Annotated in this window: 19 protein-coding genes; 12 read left to right on the top strand and 7 right to left on the bottom strand. The window is 73.7% G+C overall.

What is annotated here, in order from left to right; all coding sequences use genetic code 11:
• The first annotated feature begins 88 nt into the window (after positions 1-88).
• The 6 genes from ACIQWX_RS50375 to ACIQWX_RS50350 all read left to right on the top strand — a co-directional run bounded on the left by ACIQWX_RS50375 (position 89) and on the right by ACIQWX_RS50350 (position 7826).
• The gene (locus ACIQWX_RS50375; RefSeq protein ID WP_400887403.1) at positions 89-472 is read left to right on the top strand and encodes an STAS domain-containing protein; all 384 of its coding nucleotides are present in this window, start codon (positions 89-91) and stop codon (positions 470-472) included.
• Positions 469-2043: a PP2C family protein-serine/threonine phosphatase gene (locus ACIQWX_RS50370; protein WP_400887401.1), complete on the top strand. Its 1575-nt coding sequence runs from the start codon at positions 469-471 to the stop codon at positions 2041-2043. Before ACIQWX_RS50375 ends, ACIQWX_RS50370 begins: the two co-directional genes overlap by 4 nt.
• Positions 2040-2453 carry an ATP-binding protein gene (locus tag ACIQWX_RS50365; protein ID WP_400887399.1) on the top strand — a complete coding sequence of 138 codons (414 nt, stop codon included), beginning with the start codon at positions 2040-2042 and terminating at the stop codon, positions 2451-2453. The genes ACIQWX_RS50370 and ACIQWX_RS50365 overlap by 4 nt, the downstream gene beginning before the upstream one ends.
• 92 nt (positions 2454-2545) lie before the next feature.
• A complete protein-coding gene (locus ACIQWX_RS50360) occupies positions 2546-6604 on the top strand; it encodes a SpoIIE family protein phosphatase (protein ID WP_400887398.1) in 4059 nt (1352 codons plus the stop codon).
• Positions 6601-6903, top strand: a complete 303-nt coding sequence (locus ACIQWX_RS50355; RefSeq protein ID WP_400887396.1) for an STAS domain-containing protein — start codon at positions 6601-6603, stop codon at positions 6901-6903. The genes ACIQWX_RS50360 and ACIQWX_RS50355 overlap by 4 nt, the downstream gene beginning before the upstream one ends.
• Positions 6904-7100: 197 nt before the next feature.
• Complete coding sequence (locus ACIQWX_RS50350; RefSeq protein ID WP_400887393.1) at positions 7101-7826, top strand: ANTAR domain-containing protein; 726 nt, start codon at positions 7101-7103, stop codon at positions 7824-7826.
• 243 nt (positions 7827-8069) lie between these two features.
• Here the strand turns inward: ACIQWX_RS50350 and ACIQWX_RS50345 are convergent, their stop codons facing one another.
• On the bottom strand, positions 8070-8480 hold the full coding sequence (locus tag ACIQWX_RS50345) for an ATP-binding protein (protein WP_400887390.1): 411 nt from the start codon (positions 8478-8480) through the stop codon (positions 8070-8072).
• A gap of 122 nt (positions 8481-8602) precedes the next feature.
• Between ACIQWX_RS50345 and ACIQWX_RS50340 the strand changes: the two genes are divergently transcribed.
• Positions 8603-11872, top strand: coding sequence for a glucodextranase DOMON-like domain-containing protein (locus tag ACIQWX_RS50340; protein ID WP_400887388.1), 3270 nt, complete (start codon positions 8603-8605; stop codon positions 11870-11872).
• A gap of 18 nt (positions 11873-11890) precedes the next feature.
• Entirely contained in the window at positions 11891-12451 is a 561-nt protein-coding gene (locus ACIQWX_RS50335) for a DinB family protein (RefSeq protein WP_400887386.1), read from the top strand.
• Between the two features lie 132 nt (positions 12452-12583).
• Here ACIQWX_RS50335 and ACIQWX_RS50330 read toward each other — a convergent pair whose 3' ends face one another.
• The 3 genes from ACIQWX_RS50330 to ACIQWX_RS50320 form a co-directional block, all read right to left on the bottom strand.
• Positions 12584-12961 carry a hypothetical protein gene (locus tag ACIQWX_RS50330; protein ID WP_400887384.1) on the bottom strand — a complete coding sequence of 126 codons (378 nt, stop codon included), beginning with the start codon at positions 12959-12961 and terminating at the stop codon, positions 12584-12586.
• Positions 12962-13034: 73 nt separating this feature from the next.
• Positions 13035-14306, bottom strand: coding sequence for a sensor histidine kinase (locus tag ACIQWX_RS50325; protein WP_400887381.1), 1272 nt, complete (start codon positions 14304-14306; stop codon positions 13035-13037).
• Positions 14303-14992, bottom strand: a complete 690-nt coding sequence (locus ACIQWX_RS50320; protein ID WP_400887378.1) for a response regulator transcription factor — start codon at positions 14990-14992, stop codon at positions 14303-14305. The genes ACIQWX_RS50325 and ACIQWX_RS50320 overlap by 4 nt, the downstream gene beginning before the upstream one ends.
• A gap of 102 nt (positions 14993-15094) precedes the next feature.
• On the opposite strand from ACIQWX_RS50320, the gene ACIQWX_RS50315 reads away from it, so the two are divergent.
• Complete coding sequence (locus ACIQWX_RS50315) at positions 15095-15556, top strand: hypothetical protein (protein ID WP_400887376.1); 462 nt, start codon at positions 15095-15097, stop codon at positions 15554-15556.
• On the opposite strand, the gene ACIQWX_RS50310 is transcribed toward ACIQWX_RS50315, so the two are convergent.
• Positions 15553-16563: an aldo/keto reductase gene (locus ACIQWX_RS50310; protein WP_400887374.1), complete on the bottom strand. Its 1011-nt coding sequence runs from the start codon at positions 16561-16563 to the stop codon at positions 15553-15555. The genes ACIQWX_RS50315 and ACIQWX_RS50310 overlap by 4 nt on opposite strands.
• A gap of 182 nt (positions 16564-16745) precedes the next feature.
• Between ACIQWX_RS50310 and ACIQWX_RS50305 the strand changes: the two genes are divergently transcribed.
• The 3 genes from ACIQWX_RS50305 to ACIQWX_RS50295 are packed head-to-tail and all read left to right on the top strand — an operon-like array spanning position 16746 to position 19383.
• Positions 16746-17252, top strand: a complete 507-nt coding sequence (locus ACIQWX_RS50305; RefSeq protein ID WP_400887372.1) for a YbaB/EbfC family nucleoid-associated protein — start codon at positions 16746-16748, stop codon at positions 17250-17252.
• Positions 17249-17563, top strand: a complete 315-nt coding sequence (locus ACIQWX_RS50300; protein ID WP_400887369.1) for a hypothetical protein — start codon at positions 17249-17251, stop codon at positions 17561-17563. Before ACIQWX_RS50305 ends, ACIQWX_RS50300 begins: the two co-directional genes overlap by 4 nt.
• Entirely contained in the window at positions 17563-19383 is a 1821-nt protein-coding gene (locus ACIQWX_RS50295) for a hypothetical protein (protein ID WP_400887366.1), read from the top strand. The genes ACIQWX_RS50300 and ACIQWX_RS50295 overlap by 1 nt, the downstream gene beginning before the upstream one ends.
• Here the strand turns inward: ACIQWX_RS50295 and ACIQWX_RS50290 are convergent, their stop codons facing one another.
• Positions 19384-20859 carry a helix-turn-helix domain-containing protein gene (locus ACIQWX_RS50290; RefSeq protein ID WP_400887364.1) on the bottom strand — a complete coding sequence of 492 codons (1476 nt, stop codon included), beginning with the start codon at positions 20857-20859 and terminating at the stop codon, positions 19384-19386. It abuts the gene before it with no gap.
• Positions 20860-21037: 178 nt separating this feature from the next.
• Positions 21038-22099 carry a DUF917 domain-containing protein gene (locus ACIQWX_RS50285; protein WP_400887361.1) on the bottom strand — a complete coding sequence of 354 codons (1062 nt, stop codon included), beginning with the start codon at positions 22097-22099 and terminating at the stop codon, positions 21038-21040.

The following is a 22099-nucleotide window of genomic DNA, read 5'->3' as shown; positions in this document are numbered from 1 at the left end:
ATCAATCATGCCTGTCCCCGGCGCCCGCCGCCGTGTCAGCACCCCCTTCGGTTTTGCGGGCCGCTCACGACCAGGCAGGATGGGCGGCATGGCCGAATCGGACGCGACCGGGAACACACTCGGGGACGCCGCCAGCTCAGCGGGCGCGGTGGCGTTGGACCACCAGAACGGCACCGTCGTGCTGCGCGTCGACGGCGCACTCGACCTCGCACTGGCACCGAAGCTCCGGCAGCTGGCCGAGCGCGCCGCGCGCCTGGAGCCCGCGGTCCTCGTCATCGACCTGACCGGCGTCACCTTCCTGGCCTCGGCGGGCATGGCCGAGCTCGTGCGGGCGCACCGCGGGCGGACGGCGTCCGCGCCGCTGCGGGTGGTGGCCACCGGCCGGATCACGCTGCGCCCGCTGGAGCTCACCCGGCTGACCGACGAGCTGGCCATCTACCCGTCGCTGACCGAGGCACTGGCCGCCGCATGACCACCCCGGAGTTCGACGGACTGCTCGGCGCCCTGCGCCGGGCCTTCGTCGACGCCTCCGGTGCCCCGGTGCCCACCGAAGTCCGGCCCCTCGACCCGGCCGAGGCGCGCGCGGTGCTCGACGACCGGGTCGCGGTGGCCGTGTCCGATCCCGCGCTGCTCGCGGAGCTGGTGCCCGGCCGCGCGATCACCGCCGCGATCGCCGTCGCCGGCGACGAGCAGGGGGCACTGGTCTACACCACTGACGAGGTCGCCGGTGTGCCCTCGGCCGTGGTGGCCGCGGTGGAAGCCGCGACCGCGCACCTGGCGGCCACCGTGCGGCAGCTGCGCGGCGAAGCGGCGGTGCTCGACGCGCTGCACTCCACCGGCCGCGAGCTGACCGCGCAGCTGGACCTCGGCCGGATCGTGCAGGACGCGACCGACGCCGCCACGAAGGCGACGGGCGCCCAGTTCGGCGCCTTCTTCTACAACCTGGTCGACGAGCTCGGCGAGTCCTACACGCTGTACACGATCTCGGGTGTGCCGCGAGAGGCGTTCGAGCGCTTTCCCATGCCCCGCAACACCGACGTCTTCGCGCCGACCTTCGACGGCGCGGGCACCGTGCGCAGCGCGGACATCACGAAGGACCCGCGGTTCGGGCGGAACGCGCCGTACCACGGGATGCCGGCGGGGCACCTGCCCGTGTGCAGCTACCTCGCCGTGTCGGTGATCAGCCCGACCAGCGAGGACGTGCTGGGCGGGTTCTTCTTCGGCCACTCCGAGCCCGGCCGGTTCACCGCGCGGCACGAGTACCTCGCCGAGGGCATCGCCGCCTACTCGGCCATCGCGCTGGACAACGCCCGCCTGTACGAGCGCGAACGGAACCTCGCCTCGGAGCTGACGCGCAGCATGCTGCCGGTCGCGCCGCCGATCGCCGGCCTCGACGTCGTCACCCGGTACCTGCCCGCGGCGACCGGCAGCAAGATCGGCGGCGACTGGTTCGACGTCATCGCGCTCCCGTCCGGCGCGACCGCGTTCGTCATCGGCGACGTCGTCGGCCACGGCGTCACGGCCGCGACCGTGATGGCCCAGGTCCGCACGGCCATCCGGTGCTACGCCCTGCTCGAGCTGCCCCCGTCGGAAGTCCTGCGCAACGTCTCCGAGCTGACCGGCGGGCTGTTCGGCGAAAGCTTCGTCACGTGCTTCTACGCGGTCCACCGCCCGGACGACGGCACGCTGACCTTCGCCAACGCCGGCCACCTGCCGGCGATCCTGGTCCGCCCGGACGCCGGCCCGGAGCAGATCGGCGAAGCGCTCGCCCAGCCGCTCGGCGTCGGTTCGGAGTTCCCCCAGCGCAGCACCGGGTTCCCGCCCGGCGCGGACCTGGTGCTCTACACCGACGGCCTGGTCGAAAGCCGCACGCGCGACCTCACCCTCGGGGTGGAGTGGCTCCTGGCCGGCATCCCCGCCCTGCTCGCCGCGGCCGACCTCGGCACGGCGTGGGACAAGCTCGTCACCGAGCTGACCCTCGGCAGGCACGACGACGACATCGCCCTGATCCACGTGCGCCACCGCGGAGAGGACCCAGCATGACGGACCCCCTCCCCCCGGGCGCGCCCGCGCCCCCGGCGTCGTTCCACCGGCGGATCGCCGCGGAGGCCGACCGGCTGCCCGAGCTGCGCGAAGCGCTGGCGGACTGGCTGGGCACGCTCAGCCTGAGCGAAGAACGCCGCGAGGACGTCGTCCTGGCCGGCTACGAGGCGATGGCCAACTCCGCCGAGCACGCCTACCGCAACGGCGACGCGGGCCCGGTCGACGTCCGGGCCGAAGCGCTCAACGGCCGGCTGACGGTGACGGTCACCGACTACGGCGCCTGGCGCGCCCCGGTCGCGACGAACGGGCTGCGCGGCCGCGGCCTGCTGCTCATCGACAGCCTCGCCGACCAGAGCGCGCAGGTGCACCGCGACGACGGCACGACGGTCACGATGACCTGGCTCGGCTGAAGCCGCGTCACCCGGACGTGCTTCGCTCGCGCGCGCGGCGGGGCCCATTCCGGGCAGGTAGGCTCACCCGGGGCCGCGTGATCGGGAGTGTGATGACCGTCGGCGAGGAATCCGGCCAGCGGGCCGTCTTCCCGGGAGCCAGCCGGATGGCCGCCCGGATGCGGGAGTTCGACTGGGCGTCGTCGCCGCTCGGAGAACCGGCGCAGTGGCCGGCGAGCCTGACGACGGCCGTGCGGATCTGCCTCACCTCGCGCTTCCCGATGATCGTCTGGTGGGGCCCGGACCTGCGGTTCCTCTACAACGACGCCTACCTGCCGCTGCTCGGCACCAAGCACCCCGCGCTGGACAAGCCGGGCGCGCGGGTCTGGACCGAGATCTGGCACATCATCGGGCCGATGCTCGAGAGCGTGATGACCACCGGCGAGGCGACCTGGTCGGAAGACCTGCTGCTGCCGATGAACCGGCACGGCTACTGGGAAGAGACCTACTGGACCTACTCCTACAGCCCGGTCCACGACGACGAAGGCACCGTGCGTGCGGTGTTCACCGCGGTCACCGACACGACCGAACGCGTGATCGGCGAACGCCGGATGGCCACGCTGCGCGAGCTCGGTGCCCAGGCCGGCATCGCCCGCACCGTCGACGAGGCGTGCGAGCTGGTCGCCGGCGTGCTCGCCGGGGCCGGCGCGGACGTGCCCTACTCCGAGATCCACGTCCGCCAGGACGACGGCCGGCTCACCGCCGGTGCCCGGCACACCGCCGGCTGGCCGCTGGAAGAGGTGCTCGCGGACGGCGCCCCGCGGACCGTCGCCGACCTGACGACGACGTTCGGCGAGCTGCCTTCGGGCGACTGGTCCACCCCGCCCACCGAGGCGATGGTCCTGCCGCTGCCCGGCGCACCCGGTACCGCGGCCACCGGCGTGATCGTGCTGGCGGCGAGCGCCGGGCGCGCGCTCGACGAGTCCTACCGGACGTTCCTCGGGCTGGTCGCCCAGCAGACGGCGGCGCTGGTCAACGGCGCGCTCGCCTACCAGGCCCAGCAGCGGCGCGCCGAGGAGCTGACCGCGCTGGACGCGGCGAAGACGACGTTCTTCGCCAACATCAGCCACGAGTTCCGGACCCCGCTGACGCTGATCCTCGGCCCGGTCTCCGAGCTGGAGAAGACGCTGGAAGACGCCGACGAGCGCGTCCGCGAAGAGGTCGCCGTCATCCACCGCAACGCGCTGCGGCTGGGCCGGCTGGTGAACAACCTGCTCGACTTCTCGCGGATCGAGGCGGGCCGGATGCAGGCGCGGTTCGAGCCCGTCGACCTCTCGGCGTTCACCGCGGAGCTGGCGAGCGTGTTCCGCGCCGCCGTCGAGCGGGCCGGGCTGCGGTTCGAGGTCGCCTGCCCGCCGCTGGGCGTCCCGGTGCACGTCGACCGCGGGATGTGGGAGAAGGTCGTCCTCAACCTGCTGTCGAACGCCGTCAAGTACACCTTCGACGGCGAGATCCGGGTGCGCACCGCCCTCGAGGGCGAGCACGCCGAGGTCACCGTCTCCGACACCGGGATCGGGATCGACGCCGCCGAGCTGCCCCGGCTGTTCGAGCGGTTCCACCGGATCCCCTCGGCGCGGGCGCGTTCGAACGAGGGCAGCGGGATCGGCCTGGCCCTGGTGCGGGAGCTCGTCGGCATGCACGGCGGCACGGTCGCCGTCGAGAGCACCCCGGACGAAGGCACGACGTTCCGGATCCGGCTGCCCCTGGGCACCGGCCACCTGCCCGCCGAGCACATCGCCTCGGCGTCGTCGGCGGGCGGACCCGCCGCGGACACCGCCGAGCCGTACGTCCAGGAAGCGCTGCGCTGGCTGCCGGACGACGAGCCCGAGCCCGTCGTCGAGGAGGCCCCGGCGACCGGCGCCCGGGTGCTGATCGCCGACGACAACGCCGACATGCGCGACTACCTGGTCCGGCTGCTGCGCGAGGACTACGCGATCACCGCGGTCCGCGACGGGGTCGAGGCGTTCGCCGCCGCGTCCGCCGAGCCGCCCGAGCTGATCATCAGCGACGTGATGATGCCGCGGCTGGACGGCCTCGGCCTGCTCGCCGAGCTGCGGCGGGACGCGCGCACCGCCGCGGTGCCCGTGCTGCTGCTCTCCGCCCGCGCCGGGCAGGAGGCGGCCGTCGACGGGCTGGCGGCCGGGGCCGACGACTACCTGGTCAAGCCGTTCTCCGCGCAGGAGCTGCTCGCCCGCGTCCGCACGACCATCCGGCTGGCCCGGCTGCGGACGCAGCACTCGCGGTGGCGCGCGGCGATGATCGAGTCGATGCAGGAAGGCTTCTTCGTCTGCGACGGCGACGGGCGGGTCGTGGAGATGAACGCCGCGTGCACCGACCTGATCGGGTTCGGGCCCGCCGGGCTCCCCTACTCGCCGCCGTTCCCGTGGGCGCCGGACCCCGAGGACGACCCGGCCGCCCACCGGCAGGTCGCCGAAGCGGTGGGCCGGTCTCGCACCGAGCCCTCCGGCAGCTTCGTGCTGCCGCTGCGCCACCGCGCCGGGCACCGGGTGTGGGCCGCCATCGCCTACAACGAACTGCACGACGACGAGGGCCGCCGCCGGCTGGTCGGCACGATCCGCGACGTCACGGCCGAGCGCTATGCCGTGCAGCGGGAAAACGCGCTGGCCGCGATGAACCAGCGCCTGACCGGCGTCAGCGGCGTGCCCGAGGTGATCCGCACGGCGCTGGAGCTGCTGCGCGAGCTGTGGGAGGCCGAGCGCGTGCTCGCGGTGACCTGGGTGCGCGACGGCGAACCGGAGCTGGTGTCCACCGACGACGGCGACCGGCGGTGGACCGACCTGGCCGCGCCGCTGCGCGAAAAGCTCGGCGAAGTCCGGTCCTTGCCCGCGTTGCACGCGACGCCCGCGGAGGGCGGCGCGGGCGCGACGCTGGACCACCCCGGCGGCCGGCTGACGCTCTGGGTGGAGCCGGACCCGGGCCGTCCGCTCGGCATCGAGGACCGGACGCTGCTGGCGTTGCTGGCCGGGACGCTGGCGCACGCGCTGCGCCGTGCCCACCGCGACGACCGCCAGCGCGAGGTCGCCATCGCCCTGCAGCGCTCGATCCTCGGCCCGGCGCTGCTGCCCGACGGTTTCGCGGTGCGCTACGAACCGGCGAACCCGCCGCTGGAGGTGGGCGGCGACTGGTACGACGTCGTCCCGCTGGCCGGCGACCGGATCGGCATCGTCGTCGGCGACTGCGTCGGCCGGGGGCTCGCCGCGGCCGCGGTGATGGGGCAGCTGCGCAGCGCCTGCCGGGCGCTGCTGCTGGAGGCCAACGGCCCGGCGCACACCCTGACCACGCTCGACCGCTTCGCCGACCGGCTGCCGGGTGCCTTGTGCACCACCGTCTTCTGCGGCGTCCTCGACCCGGCGACCGGCACGCTCACCTACAGCAGCGCCGGGCACCCGCCCGCCACGCTGGTGCACCAGGACGGCTCGGCGGAGTTCCTCGACGCGGGCGGCAGCGTGCCGCTCGCGGTCCGCGTCCCCGCCGACCGCCCGGAGGCCACGGCGGTCGTCCCGATCGGATCGCTGCTGATGCTCTACACCGACGGCCTCGTCGAGCGCCGCCGCGAGGCGCTGGACGACGGCATCGACCGGGCCACCTCGGTCGCCCACGGCGCGCGGGACGCCGACCTCGCCGACCTGGCGGCCACGCTGATGGGCCGGCTGCGGCCGGCGGACGGCTACGAGGACGACGTCGCGCTGCTGCTGTACCGCCGGTCGGTGCCGCCGCTGGAGCTGGACTTCCCGGCGCACCCCGACAGCCTCGCCTCGACGCGCCGCTGGCTGCGCGCGTGGCTGGGCACCGCGTCGCTCGGGGAAGAGCTCGCGCAGGACATCCTCGTCGCGGCGGGCGAGGCCTGCGCGAACGCCGTCGAGCACGCCTACCCCGGCGCCGCGGGGACCGCGCACCTTTCGGCCCGCTTCGCCGGCGAGCGGCTGGTCGTCACGGTGACCGATCGCGGGCACTGGAAGCAGGCACCGCCGGACAACCACGTGCTGCGCGGCCGCGGGATGCCGATGATGGAAGCGCTGGCCGACGCCGTCGCCGTCCGGCACGACACGGACGGCACCACCGTGACGCTGGAATGGAGAATCGGTTCGTGACCACGGCACTCACGCTGGTCGCCTCCACGGGCGACGACGGAGACCGGATCCTGACCGTGACCGGAGAGGTCGACATGGGCAACGCCGCGGAGTTCGGCGCCGCCCTCGAGCGCGAACTGGCGGGCGGGGTCGCGCTGACCGTCGACCTGACCGGGGTGACCTACCTCGACAGCGCCGGCATCGCCGCCCTGTTCGACCAGGCCGCCGACCACGAGCTGCGCCTGACCGCGCCCCGCCTGCTCGACCGCGTCCTGCGTGTGTCCGGCCTCACGCAGGTCGCGAAAGTGACGATCCGCTGAGCGGTTGGCCACCGGCCAACCGGGTAAGCGGGCGGCAGCGACGGTCGCCGGGTGGGTTGTGCTGCCGGCTGTCGCCAGGTGGCCCCGGCGCCCAACCCACGACGTTCAGCAGTGAGCGCCGGGCCGGAGCCACCGCCCCTGACCGAACCGCCGGCGCGGGTATCGTTCGCCGCAGCAGCCGGACGGAGGTGACCGCAGTGACCGGCGAACCGATCCGGCCCGAGCAGCTCGACGAGCTGACCGCGGCGATGGCGGACCTCACGAAGGCCCTCGAAACCGAGCCGTCCGAGGCCGAGGTCCTCGAGGCCGTTTGCGCCGAAGCCGTCCGGGCGGTGCCCGGTGCCGACATGGCCAGCATCACCGCGATCCGCGACGGCCGTCCGGAAACCGCGGCCTCCACCGACGAGCGCGCCGTCGACATCGACCGCGTCCAGTACGCGGCGGGCGAGGGTCCGTGCCTGCGCGCGGCCGAGACCGGCGAGATCGTCCGGCTGCCGCTCGCGACGGCCGGGGCGCTCTGGCCCGAGTTCACCACGTACGCCCGCGGCCTCGGCGTCGGCAGCTACCTGGCGGCACCACTGCGCGTGGACGACACCCTGGGCGGCGCGCTGAACCTGTTCGGCTACGGCGACCACGGCTTCGCCGAGACGGACTCGCGGCTGCTGGCGCTGTACACGACGATCGTCTCGTTCGGCCTGCGTTCGACGCGCCGCTACCGGTACGCCCGCCGCCGCGTCGCCGAACTCGAGACGGCGATGAGCTCGCGGGCGGTGATCGAGCAGGCGAAGGGCATCCTGATGGCCGTGCACCGGGTCACCGCCGAGGACGCGATGAAGCGCCTGATCGCGGAGTCCCAGCACACGAACGTGAAGCTGCGAGACGTCGCGACCCGGTTCGTCGAAGGACTGTCCTCGGCGGACTGATGCTCAGGCCGTGCGGCGGGCCGGGACAGGCATGCGCGCCCAAGTGTCTTGAATGAGTCATTCAGGACCTCCGAAGACCTGAATGACTCATTCAGGACGTCGGGCGGGACGGCCGGCCTTGCCACCGCGGATTCTGCCGAACCCTGCCCCGGCACGGGGGCGCGGTCCCGGCGAAGTCGGGCCAGGCGGATGTTTCGCCAGGCGCGGGTCGCCGATGTCGCCGCGGTTGCCTGGCCGGGACGCTCAGGCCGTGCGGCGGGCCGGGAACGGCCAGGTCAGCGTGATCACCGTGCCGTCGTCGGTCGAGCGCATGTCGAGCCCGTCCACCAAAGCCTGGATCAGGCGCAGGCCCCGGCCGCGGTCGGGCTGCTCGGTGACCGACGTCCAGCGCCCCTGGTCGGCGACCGTCACGATCAGCACGTCCTCGTCGACCCGCGCCCGGACGTCGATCAGGCCCGGCCGGCCGTGGTAGGCGTGGTCCAGCACGTTGGCCATCGCTTCCCAGCAGGCCAGGACGACGTCGTCGGCCTGCCGCCCGACCTCGTCGCCGGCGCGTCTGCGCAGCCATGAAACCAGGTGCCGCCGCAGGCTCGGCAGCGTCCGTGGCGAAATCGTGCCGCGGTACCGCCAGCCGTCCGTTCCGTGCTCTTCCACGTTCACCTCCCCGGGGGACTGTGGGTTTGCTACCCACCGGTTCGGTATCTCAATCACGGGTAACGGACACCCTGCTGCTTTCGGACCTGGTGCGCCGCGGACGCGCGTGATCGGATGTGCGGATGACTCGGTCGACGTCGTCCGTGGTGCTGTGCGCGGTGCTGGCCGCCGCCCTCCTGCCCGTCCCGGCCGCCGCCGCGGCGCCCTCCCCGGGACCGGGCGCGGTCTCGCACTTCGGCCTGGCCCGCAAGGACTGCCTGGGCACCGCCCGGAACACCACCAGCAAGGCGTGGTTCACGGTCGCGGGCGGCGTGCTGTCCGACGTCTACGCGCCGGTGATCGACAACACGAACGTCGAGACGCTGCAGTTCGCCGTCACCGACGGCCGGACGTTCACCGACCTGCAGGCGCGGGACATGACCTACACCGTCCGCACGAGCGCGGGCGGGATGGCCTGCGAGGTGACGTCGACCCCGCGCACCGGCAAGTACCGGCTGGTCACCGAGTACCTGACCGACCCGGCGCGCACCGGCGTGCTCATCCGGACCCGGCTCGACCCGCTCCAGGGGTCCGGCCGCGATCTGAAGGTCTACGTGCGGTTCGACGCGAGCGTCAACGGCAACGGCGGCGGTGGCCCGGCGAACGGCGGCGGGGACACGGCTTCGGTGGACGCGGCGACGTCCGCACTGGTCAGCGCCGACCCGAACACGGCGTCCAGCGCGCCGGCCCGCGACTACGGGACGCCGCTGGCCGCCGCGCTGCGGGCCGACCGCCGGTTCCTGAGCACGTCCAGCGGCTTCGCCGGCACCCCCGGCGACGGGCTGGCCCAGCTCGACCGCGACCACCGGCTCACCGACCCGACGTCGTCGGCGGTGAACGGCAACGTCGTGCAGACCGCGCAGCTGGACCTGCAGCCGCGCCGCCCGGCCGTGCTGGCGCTGGGCTTCGGCGCGGACGCGCGCGCGGCGGTCCAGACCGCCGGCGCGAGCCTGCGCACGCCGTTCGACCAGAGCTACCGCGAGTACGCGCGAGGTTGGCGTGACTACGACAACAGGCTGATTCCCCTGCACGGCAAGGATTCCGACGCGTACTACCAGTCGGTCAACGTGCTGAAGGCCAGTGAGGACAAGACGTTCCCGGGCGCGGTGGTCGCGTCGCTCGGCAGCCCGTGGGGCCAGGCCGTCTCCGCGGGTGACGCGCCCGGCGGCAAGCCCGTCTACTTCGGTTCCTACCGCGAGATCTTCGCCCGCGACCTCTACGAAAGCTTCTCGGGGCTCTTGGCGGCCGGTGACCGCGAAACCGCGCGGGCCAGCGTGCGGTGGTTGTTCTCGCGCCAGCAGCAGCCGGACGGCCGGTTCCCGCGCAACTCCATGCTGAACGGCAAGAAGGCCCCCGACTCCGGCGGCGACCAGCTCGACGAGAGCGCGTACCCGATCCTGATGGCGTTGCAGGCCGGGCTGGACCGCGACCGGACCCTCTACACCGACCACATCCGCGCGGCCGCGGACTTCGTCGTCGCACACGGGCCGGCCTTCGGCTCCGAGCGCTGGGAAGAACAGGGCGGCTACTCCCCCTCGACGATCGCCGCCGAAATCGCCGGGCTCGTCGCGGCCGGCGTGATCGCCGATCGCAACGGCGACCCCGCGCGCGCCCGCGTCTACCGGGCGACCGCCGATCACTTCCAGCGCAGCGTCAAGGGCTGGACGGTCACGCAGAACGGCCCGTACGGCGGCCGGTACTTCCTGCGCCTGACCAAGAACGGCGACCCGAACTCCGAGTGGTTCTACAACCTCGGCAACGGCTCGGTCGACGCCGACCAGCGCGCGGTCGTCGACGCCGGGTTCCTCGAGCTGACCCGCCTCGGCGTGCTGCCCGCGAACGACGCGGACGTCGCCGCGTCGCTCGGCGTCGTCGACCGGGTGATCAAGCGGGACACGCCGACCGGTCCGGGCTGGTACCGCTACGGCACTTCCACCCCGGGCAGCGAAGACGGCTACGGCGACTGCTACGAGCCGGACCCGACGAACTGCACGCCGACCGGGGCGCCGTGGCCGGGGCCGAACACCGGGTCCGGGCACCTCTGGCCGGTGCTCGCCGGCGAACGCGGCGAGCAGGCGATCCAGACCGGCGACCGCGCCGGCGCGGCGGCGTTGCTGCGCACCATGCGCGCCCAGACCGGCGGCACCGGGCTGGTTCCCGAGCAGACGTGGGAAAACCCGGCCGTGCCCGCCTCGCCCTACGGCTCGGACCCGCGCACGGCGTCGATCGGCTTCGCGCCGGGGCAGCCGGCCGGCTCGGTCGCGCCGCTGAGCTGGGCGCAGTCGCAGTCGGTGCGGCTGGCCCGCGCCCTCGACGACGGCCGCCTGCCCGAGCAGCCCGCCGACGTCCGCGCCCGGTACGTCACGCACGCCCCGCCGGCCGCGGTGGCCGTCACGCTCGACGCGCCGGCGTCCGTGTCCACCGCGACCGCTTCGGTTTCCGGCACCGCGCCCGCGGGCAGCCGGGTCGACCTGGCCGTCTCGAACACCGACACCGGCACGACTTCGGTGCTGTCGGTGCGGGCATCGGCGGCGGGGACGTTCGGCGCGACCGTGCCGACCCCGTTGGGCGCCAACGTCGTGACGGCGGCCGCCACCACCGGGTCCGGCACCGGGTACGCGCAGAAGACGATCAGCTCGGACTTCGTCACCGGCACGGTCGTGCTCGACGCGGCCGACCCGGACGGCGACGACAACGGCCCGGGCACGTACACCTACCCGACGGCCGGTGACTTCCACGCCGGCGCGTTCGACCTCCAGCGGTTCCAGGTCATCGATTCGGGCACCAACCTCGTGTTCCGCGCGCAGGTCCGTGACCTGTCCCCGACGTTCGGCTCGCCGCTGGGCGCGCAGCTGCTGACGATCTACGCGCACGACCCGGCCGCGACGGCGACCTCGACCGCCGCACCGTTCCCGAGCCGCGCGTACACGATCGCCGCGCAGGATGCCTGGAGCCGGCGCATCGAGGTCCAGGGCTTCGCCGACCCCGCGCTCGTCGACGCTTCGGGTGCGACGCTCGCGACGCCGTCCGTGCAGGCTTCGCAGGCGACGCGGTACATCACGGTGAGCGTCGCGAAGTCCGCGTTCGGGACACCGGGCGCCGGCTGGACGTTCGCGGTGGTGCTGACCGGCCAGGACGGCAACTCCCCCGACCAGGCGCGGCCGTTCACGCCGACGGCCGGGCAGTACACGTTCGGCCTGTGCGCGGCGGGCGGGACGGCGCCCATCTGCGCGGCGGACCCGGCGACGGCCCCGAAGGCACTCGACGTGCTGACGCCGTCCGGAGTGGACCAGGCGGTCGAGCTGGACCCGACGCGGGGGCCGGTCGCGGTGCGTGGCGTGCCCGTGGGCTGAGCTGGCACGCTGGGTGTCGTGATCGACGAGTTCGCGAAGCAGTACCTGCACGACGATCTGCGCGAGGCCCGTGAGGCCGTGCTGGATAAGCTGGAGGGCTTGAGCGAGTACGACGTCCGCCGTCCCCTGACCGCGACCGGGACCAACCTCCTCGGCCTGGTCAAGCACCTGGCGCTGGGGGAGACGCGGTACCTGGGCGAGGTGTTCGGCAGGCCGTTCCCCGAGCCGCTGCCCCGCTGGGACGACCTCGAGGCGCGCGGCCGCGACTTCTGGGCGACCGAGGACGAGACGCGCGCGGAGGTCGTCGACCGGTTCCACCGCGCGGCGGCGCACGCCGACGCGACGATCGAGGCGTTGCCGGTCGACGCGCCCGGCCACGTGCCGTGGTGGCCGCGGCCGGACGTCATGCTGTTCAACGTGCTGGTGCACGTGCTCACCGAGACGAACCGGCACGCCGGGCACGCCGACATCCTGCGGGAGCAGCTCGACGGGGCGACCAGCGCCCCGGCCCGGGACGGCGAGTTCTGGACCGGGCGGCGCGCGGAGATCGAGCGCGTCGCGCAAGCCGCCCGGTCCTGAAGGCGGCACTTTCCCTACGAAAGTGCCGCCCCGGGTCCTGACAGGTGCGGCACTTTCACGTGAAAGTGCCGCTTCCGGTCCTGAAGGTGGAACTTTCATAGGGAAAGTTCCGCGTCCGGTCCGGACCGTGGGTCAGCGGCGGCCGCCGTGGTCGTCGCCGCCCTCGTGGTGCCGGCCGTGGTCGTCGCCCGGCTCCGCGTGACGGCCGCCGTGGTCGTCGCCGGGTTCGGCTCGGCGGCCACCGTGGTCGTCGCCGAGGTCGTGGGTGCGCGTCGGGTACGTGCTCGGCGCCAAGCGGCTCGGGTATGTGCTCGGCGCGCTCGAGTGCGTACTCGGCGCCGGGCGGCTCGTCTCCGTGGCTTCGCCGCTGCTCGGGGTTTCCGTGGCAGCCGAAGGCGCGGTCGTCGGCACCCGCGTGCCGTCGTCCGCACCGTTCTGCGCGAGGGCCGCCGTGGTCCCGCCCACCGCGAGCGCCGCGCCGGCCGCCGCGATCACCAGAATCTTGCGCATGTCCGCTCCTTTTCGTTCCCTGTCAACGAAAGAAGCTTCACGCACACACCACTAGCGGCGCGCTGCGCAAAACTTAAGGCATCCCTAACGGCTTCCCGAGCTCCAGCACGATCCGCGCGCCCGGCCCCCGGGTCACGGTGAACGTCCCGCCGGACGCGCGTGCCGTCTGCCGCGCGATGTCGAGCCCGAGCCCCGTCGACCCGGCGCCGCTCGCGCCGCGCGAAACCTCGTCGAAGTCGAACCCCGGCCCCTCGTCCGAGACCTCCAGACGTGCTCCCTCGGGCGTTCGCGTCAGCCGGATCGCGTACCCCGTCCCCTCCGGTGTGTGCGCGAAGACGTTGCCCAGCAACGCATCCAGGCACGCGGCCAGCTCGGCTTCCCCCGCCGCGACCGGCAGCGGACCCGGCGCGACCTCGACCGTGACGGCGCGGTCCTGGTCCTGCGCCAGCACCGACCAGAACTCCGCCCGTTCGCCCACCACCGCGGCCGCGTCGCACGAACCGGGCCCCGAGTCGCGCGCCCGCGCCTGGTCGATCAACGCCGTGACCTGCCGCTCCAGGCTCTCGGCGTGACCGGTGATCCGCTCGGCTTCGGCGGGGTCGCGCAACGACTCGGCGTCCAGCCGCAGCACCGTCAACGGCGTCCGCAGCCGGTGCGAAATATCGGCCACCGCCTCACGTTCCTGCCGGACCAGGTCCCGGATCCGCGCGGCCAGCAAGTTGAGCGCGGCCGCCACCGACCGCACCTCGCCCGGCCCGCCGGGGACGGCCCGCGCGTCCAGATCGCCCTCGGCCAGCCGCCGCGACACCGCCGCGAGCTCGTGCACCGGCCGCACGATCGAGCGGGCCAGCCGGTCGGCGACGAACACCCCGAGGGCGAGCAGCACCACCCCGAGCCCGGCCAGCACCAGCCACGCCGCGCCCAGCCCGCGCGTCAGCTCGGCGCGGTCGACGAACGCCCGGACGACGGCGGTCCCGCGAGGCAGCCCCTGCACCGCGACGAGGATCTCGCGACCGGCGGCGTCCTCGACGGTCAGGCTGCCGCCCTGCGCGGCGGCCAGCGTGACCCCTGGCGTGCGCGAGGTGGGCGCGCCGAGCACGGTGCCGTCCGGCAGGAACACTGTCACGGGATGGCCGGCGGTCGTGTTGAGCTGGTCGACGGCGGGCCGCAGCGCCGCCGCGTCGGACGTCGCCACCAGGGACGTCAGGGACTGCGCCTTCGCCGTGGCGGCGGTGACCGCGCGGTCGGCGGTGACCGACCGCAGCAGGATCGCCAGCGGCACCAGGAACGCCACGAGCACCAGGCTCATCGCGGCCGCGACCAGCACCGCGAGCCGTCTCCTCACGCGCCGGCCCCCGGTTCGGCCAGCCGGACGCCGACGCGCCGCACGGTGTGCAGGTACCGCGGTTCCTGTGCAGTCTCGCCGAGCTTGCGCCGCAGCCACGACAGGTGCACGTCGACGGTCTTGTCCGCGCCGGCGTAGGGCAGCTTCCAGACGTCGGCGAGCAGTTCGCGCTTGCTCACCACCGTCCCGGCCCGGCTCGCGAGGTAGTGCAGGAGGTCGAACTCGCGCGGCGTGAGGTCCAGTGGCGCGCCGTCGAGGGACGCCTGCCGCGTCCGCGCGTCGACCGACAGGCCGCCGACGACCACCGGCGCCGTCGTCTCCTCCGGTTCGGCGCGCCGAAGCACCGCGCGGATCCGCGCGTCGAGCTGGGCCCCGCCGAACGGCTTGACGACGTAGTCGTCGGCACCCGCGTCGAGCAGCCGGACGATCTCCTCCTCCGCGCCGCGGGCGGTGACCACGATGATCGGCACGGCGCTGACCGCCCGCACCATCCGCAGCACCTCGCGGCCGTCGAGGTCGGGCAGGCCCAGGTCGAGCAGCACGACGTCGGGCCGGTCGGTGACGGCCGCCTGCAGCCCGGCCATCGCGGTCGGCGCGGAGGTCACCGCGTGCCCGCGCTCGGTCAGCGCGCGCAGCACGGCCGTGCGGATGGTCGGATCGTCCTCGACGAGCAGCACGGTCGCCATGGTCGCCGACGCTACACACCCGAAGCCGCGTCGCCGGTCTCCTGGCGAACGCTGAGGTGCTCTTAGCCGCGCTTTAACCCTTCCGGATGGCACAGTGGACGCGTGAACGGGCGCGGAGTGCTGATGGCGGCGGGCTGGCTGCTGGCCGCCGCCGTGACCGCGGGCGCCGGCACGGTGGCCCTCGACGTCGTCGGCGCCGGCCTCCTCGGCCCGCAGAACCAGCCGTTGTCCGCCGACGACGTCGCGCGTGCGCTGGAAACCGTGCCGTCGAGCAGCACGCCGGTCCCGCCGCCCACCACACCGTCGTCGAGCGCCCCGGCACCGCGCGGCCTGACCGTGCCCGGCGGCAGCGTCGTCGCGAAGTGCGTGGACGGCCGGGTCACGTTGCTTTCCTGGAGCCCGGACCCGGGCTACCGCACCGACGACGTCTCGCGCGGGCCGGCCACGACCGCGTCGGTCAAGTTCAAGAACGACGGCACCGAGAACGTGGTCGTGGTGACCTGCCAGGCCGGCGAACCGCACGCGGAAACCGTCGCCGACAAAGGCCACCACGGCCGCGGCTAGCCCGGCAGCCCGGCGTTGAGCCGCGCCAGGATCCCGTGCGGGAACGGCAGTTCCGGTGCGCTGACCTCGGTCAGGCGGTCGAGCTGAGCCTCGGTCAGGTCGAGGTCGAGCGCGCCGAGCGTTTCGGCGAGCTGCTCCGGTGACCGCGCGCCGATCAGCGGCGCCGGCACGCCCGGCCGGCGCGTCACCCAGTGCAGGGCCACCTGGGCGGGCGTTGCGCCGACTTCGCCCGCGACCTCGCGGACGACGTCGAGGATCGCCCAGCGGCTCTCGGGGAGAGCCCGGAAGGCCGCGCCGCCGCTGAGCCGTCCGTCGCCGCCGCCGTCGCGGGTGTACTTGCCGGACAGGAACCCGCCGCCGAGCGCGCCCCAGGGCTGGATCGCGGTGCCGAACTCGCGGGCCAGCGGCACGTACTCGGCCTCGATCGCCCGCTCGACCAGGGAGTACTCCAGCTGCAGCGCGGTCACCGGCGGGCCGCCGAGCATCGCGGCCTTGGTCGCGTACCAAGCCGGGACGTCGCTGAGCCCCACGGCGCGAATCTTGCCCGCGCGCACGAGGTCGCCGAACGCGGCCACGACCTCTTCGGCCGGGGTGAAGCCGTCCCAGATGTGCAGCCAGTACAGGTCGACGTGGTCGACGCGCAGCCGCCGCAGCGACGCCTCCAGCGAGGCGACCATGTTCTTGCGGCCGTTGCTGCGGCGGCGCGGGTCCGAGTGCGGGGCGCCGTCGCGGAAGTCGGGCCCGGAGTACTTGGTGGCGAGCACGACGTCGTCGCGATCGACGTCGCGGAGGAACTCGCCGGCCAGCTCCTCGCTGCGGCCGGCGCTGTAGTTGTCCGCCGTGTCGACGAAGTTGCCGCCGCGCTCGACGTAGGCGCGGAAGACCTTCCGCGCCGTGTCGTCGTCCGCGCAGAAGGGGCCGGTGCCGAAGGTCATCGCGCCCAGTGCCAGCGGGGACACCCGCAGCCCGGAGCGGCCGAGCGGCCGGTGGTCGTCCAGTCGTGTCATGCACCCGATCGTGCAACCCGGAGCGCGGTCCGGGTCAAACCCGATCGAGGGCATTCGCGGGCAACATCGGGGGGTCATCCAGGCATACCCCCGACTACCACTGGATGAATGTCCGGTGTGCGCTAATCTGGCGCGATCACGGGGCCGGCGCCCCGCACCCCGGCGTGGCGAGGAGTCGAACCGTGCAACCGAACCTGGGGCCAGGCGAGGACTTCCAGCTGCTGCTCGAACGGCAAGTCCGGGACATGCAGTCGAAGGCCGCGGCGCTCGGTGAAGCGCTTTCCGCCGCCGGCGCGACCGTCCGCTCCCGCGACGGCTCGGTCACCGTCACGCTCGCGCCGAACGGCGCGCTGACGAACCTCGAGCTCGGGCACCGGGCGTGCGAACTGGGCCCGGCGCGGCTGACCGCGGCGATCATGGGCACGGTCCGGGAAGCGCAGCGCCAGACCGCCCGCAGCGTCGCGGACTCCTTCGCCACCATCAACGGCGACGGCGAGTCCACCGACATGGTCCGGTCGTTCCTGCCGCCGGACCCGCCCCCGGACGCGGGCTTCGCGGCGCCGGAGACCGTCGAGCCCACCCCGCCACCGCCGCCGCCCGCTCCGCCGGCACCGCCTGCCGGTGGGCCCGCCCCGCGTCGCCGTCCTCCGGCCGACGACCGCTTCGACGACGAATCGAACCCCTGGTGAGCGGCGGCGGCTTCCGGGTCTCTTCCGAGCCCCTGGCCAACTTCGGCAAGCACCTCGACGAGCTGCAGAGCAACCTGCAGAGCACGGCCGACCTCGTCGGCGGGATGGTCTGCGACCCGGGCATGTTCGGCATCAACCCGGCGTGCCAGCTGATGGCGGCGGGCGCGAGCACGTGGACCGACAAGGCGCACCACCAGTTCGGCGACTACGCCAAGACCATCGGCGAGTTCTCCGACAAGGTGGCCGACGCGGCGAAGAAGTACCAGGCGGGCGAGGAAGACGCCGTCGAGTCGATCGTGAGGTTCGAGTAGTGGGCGACGACTACCAGAGCAAGGACGTCAGCCTCCACGGCTCCGAACTGTTCAACAAGGACAACGCGGCGGCCGGCGCCGGCTTCTTCGAGGCGGCGGTCGGCCTGGACAAGGCCGTCAAGGAGAACGACAAGGTCGCGATCGGCATCGGCGCGGCGGGCATGGCGCTGGAGACCATCGGGCTCGTGCTGGACCCGATCGGCAGCCTGCTGACGGCCGGGATCGGCTGGCTCATCGAGCACATCACGATCCTGCGGTGGCCGCTGGACATCCTGATGGGCGACCCGATCGGCATCCAGGCGGCCAGCGAGGCGCTCAAGGCCGAGAAGAAGAAGCTCGAGGGCTGGTCCCAACAGCACCAGGAGTCCCTCGACACGCTCATGAAGGATTGGTCCGGCAAGGCCGCGGAGCAGTTCAAGAAGGACATGGACGCGGTCACCGAGCAGCTGACGTCCCTCGGCGGCTACCTCGACCAGGCCGGCAAGAACATGATGATCGCCGGCGGCATCGTCGGCGCGTTCCGCGGCATCCTGCGCGACCTGATCGCGATGCTCCTGGCGACGATCATCAAGGGAGCGCTGATCGCGGCGGCCCTGGCCCCGGTGACGTTCGGCGCGTCGATCGCCCTGTTCATCACGACGACGATCGGCACGGTCGCCACGGCGCTGGGCAAGATCGGCACGAAGCTGATGCAGCTGGCCAAGAAGCTGGGCGACCTGGTCAAGGCGCTGGCGAAGATGGGCAAGGCGGGCGACGAGATCGCGTCGGTGAAGCCCCCGACGAGCAGCTTGACCCCGACGCCGACGCCCAAGCCGCCGGTGACGCCGAAGCCGGACACGACGCCGCCCGCGCCGAAGCCGTCGTCGGCTACTCCGGAGCCCAAGCCGTCCTCGGCCACGCCGGAACCGAAGCCCTCCTCGGCAACGCCGGAACCGAAGCCCGAGCCGAAGCCGGAACCGGCCCCGTCGTCGTCCTCGGCCACCCCGGAACCCAAGCCGTCCTCGGCCACCCCGGAACCCAAGCCGTCCTCGGCAACTCCGGAGCCCAAGCCCTCCTCGGCCACGCCGGAACCGAAACCGGAGCCGAAGCCGGAACCCAAGCCGGAGCCGAAACCCGAGCCGAAGCCGGAACCGGCCCCGTCGTCGTCCTCGGCCACCCCGGAACCCAAGCCATCTTCGGCGACTCCGGAACCCAAGCCCGAGCCCAAGCCGGAACCAGCACCGTCTTCATCTTCGGCCACCCCGGAACCCAAGCCCTCCTCGGCCACGCCGGAGCCCAAGCCCGAGCCCAAGCCGGAACCCGCACCCTCGTCATCCTCGGCCACTCCGGAACCGAAGCCCGAGCCGGCACCGTCGTCGTCCTCGGCGACCCCGGAACCCAAGCCCTCCTCGGCGACTCCGGAGCCCAAGCCGGAACCGGCGCCGTCGTCGTCCTCGGCGACTCCCGAGCCGAAGCCGGAGCCCGCGAAGCCCGACCCCGCTCCCTCTTCGTCCACTCCGGACCCGACCCCGACCCCGGATCCCAAGCCGCACAAGCCGTTCACCGACCAGATGACCAACGTCATCAAGGACAAACTGTCCAAAATGGACGGCGTCACGCCCGAGATCATGCAGAAGTTCGACAAGATCAGCAACTTCTCCGTGCACGAGCTCGGCAAGGTCTTCGGCAAGGAAGGCGCCGAGAAGTTCGAGTCGGCCATCAAGATCATGACCGACCCGTGGTTCGGGAAGTCGGGCCTGGCGGGCAAGACCGTCGTCGACATGATCAAGGGCGTGCCGGCGAGCGTCGGGAACGTCACCGGCGGCGGGGACGACGACTAGTCACTCCCCCGCGAGGATCACCGCCCGGGACGCGAGGTGCAGCGCCAGCCGCTCGTCCGGGCGGGACAGGTCCACGCCGAGCAGCTGCTCGATCCGCGCGACCCGGGCCGCGACGGTGTTGCGGTGCACGCCAAGCACCGTGGCGGTCTCGGCGATCGACGACTCGGCGTCCAGGTAGGCGGCGAGGGTCCGGACCAGGTCACCCGGCACCGACCGCAGCGGCGCGACCAGTGCGCGCGCGGCGGGCTCGAACGTGTCCGTGCGCGTCCACTCCAGCAGCAGCTGGGCCATGCCGAGCTGGTCGACGTGCAGGAAGTGACCCGTCTCGGGCCGGGTCGCGGCCAGGCGGGCGGCGTCGAGGGCTTCGGCGACCGTCGCGGCCAGGCCTTCCGGACGCGGGTGCGGCCGCCCGACGCCCATGTGCGCGCCCAGGCGCAACGTCCGGTGGGCCGCCTGGAGCCGGGTCGCGAGGGCGCGGACCCGCTCCGCCGTGGGTTCGTGGTCGAAGGTGACCCAGCCGGTCCAGCCGTCGCCGTGCTCGACGACGGCCTCGACGTCCAGCGCCCGCATGACCTCCTGGGTGCGCGCGACGGTGTCGACGCCCGCCGGGACGCCCAGGTGCAGTCCGACGTGCCAGCCACCGAGCCGCCACCCGGCATCGGCGACGCGCCGACGCAGGTCCGCGCCGGGCTCGGTGTCCAGGCGCAGCAGATCACCTAGCAGCGCGGTGCGCGAGCGCGCGTCGCGTTCCAGTTCGAGGCGGTTGGCCAGGAGCCACCGCTGCAGCGCCCCGGCGGCGACGGCGAGCGCGGGCGGCACGACGTCGGCGCGTGCGGCCTCGGTCCCCCGCAGCTCGGCGGCCAGCCACATCGCGGGCCGCTGCAGCAGCACGGGGTGCGCGAGCAGGACGCCGTCGCCGAGTTCGGCCCGCTGCGGCACGGCTTCGTCCAGCCGGACGCGCCCGCCGACCTCCCCGGCAAGGGGCACCCCACGGTCATCGAGCACGGCAACGGGCGACCGCAGCAGCCGCCGCAGCACGGCAACGACCTCTTCGGGTGGCCGCAGCCGATCCCCGAGCGCGCGATGGGTGGCGAGCAGGAGGTCGGCCCGATCCAGTTCGGGAGCGGCGAGCAGCAGCCGAGCCTCGACGAGCAGGTCAAGCGGCGAGGCCGAGGTGCCGAGCAGCGGAACCCCGAGCCGATCGGCCAGCAGCCGCGACGCGGTGAGCGGCTCGGTCCCGGAGAGCAGAACGGCGGCGGCCCCGGCATCGGCCGAGCGGCGCAGAAGCGCATCGATCTGCCAGTCGGTCCCGGCGATGGGCCGCGCGACAACGGTGAGTTCCCCGGCCGCGGGAAAGTGAGAGGCGTCCAAAGTGGCCTGAACGGTCGCAAGTGGACGGTCGAGCCCCGCGGCGCCGGCAAGCAGCCGGACGTGCTCGGCCCACCCGGGAAGGGAAAGAACCCGCCGCAAGCTCACGACAGCCCCACCGCTCGGCCCGACCCCAGCGCCCCAATGTGGCCTTGGTTGCGTCTCACGCACCGAAGGCCGCCTTGGGTGCGTTGAATGACGCTGCGGCGCGAAGCGCCTCCGTTGAGGGCGGTGGTGGGGGCATGGGAGGAGCACCGAAGGCCACCTTGGGGCGCTCGGGGCCGGATCACTCCGCCACCACCGGGTCGCAGTCGATGCCGTACGCCCTCGGCTGCAGCACCGGCAACCGCCGCGGGTCGGTCCAGAACGCGGCCGCCGCCAAGCGGACCACGTCCACCTCCACCCCCACCCGGATCGCGTCGCACGGCACCGGGACCCCCGTCCGGTGGTCCAGCACCGACAGCACGTCCGGCGTCGACGCCACCGGCGCACCGTCACGCAACGCCAGCAGGTACTCGTTCTCCATCTCCACCCTCAGCAGCGCGCCGTCGCGGTGGTCGGCCAGCGTGACGCTTCCGCGGCCGAAGCCGTGCTGCCCCTTCCCCACGTGCCGCGCCACCTCCAGCACCCGGCCGCGGGCCAGCACCGAGCCCGCCAACGCCTCCTCGAGAAGCAAGCGCGCCGGGCTCTCCCCCGCCGCCAGCACCCGGCGGCCCAGCTCCAGCGCGCCGCTGGTCGTCCCGGTCACCGAACACGACGCCAGCTCGCCCGCCGGGATCGGGGCCAGCGCGAACGCCGCCCACCCGCCCGAGCTGGCCAGGAACGCCCGCGTCCCCCGCTCGATCACCACGTCGGACCCGGCCGCCAGCACCACCACCTGCCCGCCGGGCTCGGCCAGCGCCGCCGGCGCGACCCCGCGGCCGGTCGCCGCCACCGAAAACTGGTCGAGCCGGGGCAGCCCGCGGCCCGAAAGGTCCGCGTCGACGTACCCCAGCCCCAGCTGGTCCGCGACGACCAGCGGCAGCAGCCCGTTGAGCCCGCCGATCTCGATGGACATCAGCGCGTCGGCGCGCTCGCCCGTCCAGCGCTCGATCGCCGCCACCGCGGACGCGAACTCGTCGCCGCCCGGCAGCTTCTCGGTGAACGCCGCCGTCGCGCCGACCACGCCGATCGGCACCACCCGGGCCGACGGCGCCAGCTCCGCCACCGGCGACACGGTGAGCGAACGGCCGTCGGCGAGCAACCGGCGCAGCAGCACGGCGGCGGTGACGGTGTCCCCGCCACCGCCGGACCCGAGCAGGGCCACCCCGCGTTCGAGGGCGGCCACGTCACCGGCGGCGATGCGCAT

Origin of the sequence: Amycolatopsis sp. NPDC098790 (assembly GCF_044759945.1) — a bacterium.
In the GTDB taxonomy this organism is placed as follows: Bacteria; Actinomycetota; Actinomycetes; order Mycobacteriales; family Pseudonocardiaceae; genus Amycolatopsis.
Note: the sequence above shows the minus strand (reverse complement) of the source record. Positions and strands in the feature narration are given on the sequence as shown.

Excerpts from the sequence above, each read along its gene's own strand:
- ACIQWX_RS50310 (WP_400887374.1), bottom strand. The coding sequence starts at position 16,563 with ATGACACGACTGGACGACCACCGGCCGCTCGGCCGCTCCGGGCTGCGG.
- ACIQWX_RS50320 (WP_400887378.1), bottom strand. The coding sequence starts at position 14,992 with ATGGCGACCGTGCTGCTCGTCGAGGACGATCCGACCATCCGCACGGCC.
- ACIQWX_RS50375 (WP_400887403.1), top strand. The coding sequence starts at position 89 with ATGGCCGAATCGGACGCGACCGGGAACACACTCGGGGACGCCGCCAGC.
- ACIQWX_RS50360 (WP_400887398.1), top strand. The coding sequence starts at position 2,546 with ATGACCGTCGGCGAGGAATCCGGCCAGCGGGCCGTCTTCCCGGGAGCC.
- ACIQWX_RS50285 (WP_400887361.1), bottom strand. The coding sequence starts at position 22,099 with ATGCGCATCGCCGCCGGTGACGTGGCCGCCCTCGAACGCGGGGTGGCC.
- ACIQWX_RS50340 (WP_400887388.1), top strand. The coding sequence starts at position 8,603 with ATGACTCGGTCGACGTCGTCCGTGGTGCTGTGCGCGGTGCTGGCCGCC.
- ACIQWX_RS50370 (WP_400887401.1), top strand. The coding sequence starts at position 469 with ATGACCACCCCGGAGTTCGACGGACTGCTCGGCGCCCTGCGCCGGGCC.
- ACIQWX_RS50330 (WP_400887384.1), bottom strand. The coding sequence starts at position 12,961 with ATGCGCAAGATTCTGGTGATCGCGGCGGCCGGCGCGGCGCTCGCGGTG.
- ACIQWX_RS50365 (WP_400887399.1), top strand. The coding sequence starts at position 2,040 with ATGACGGACCCCCTCCCCCCGGGCGCGCCCGCGCCCCCGGCGTCGTTC.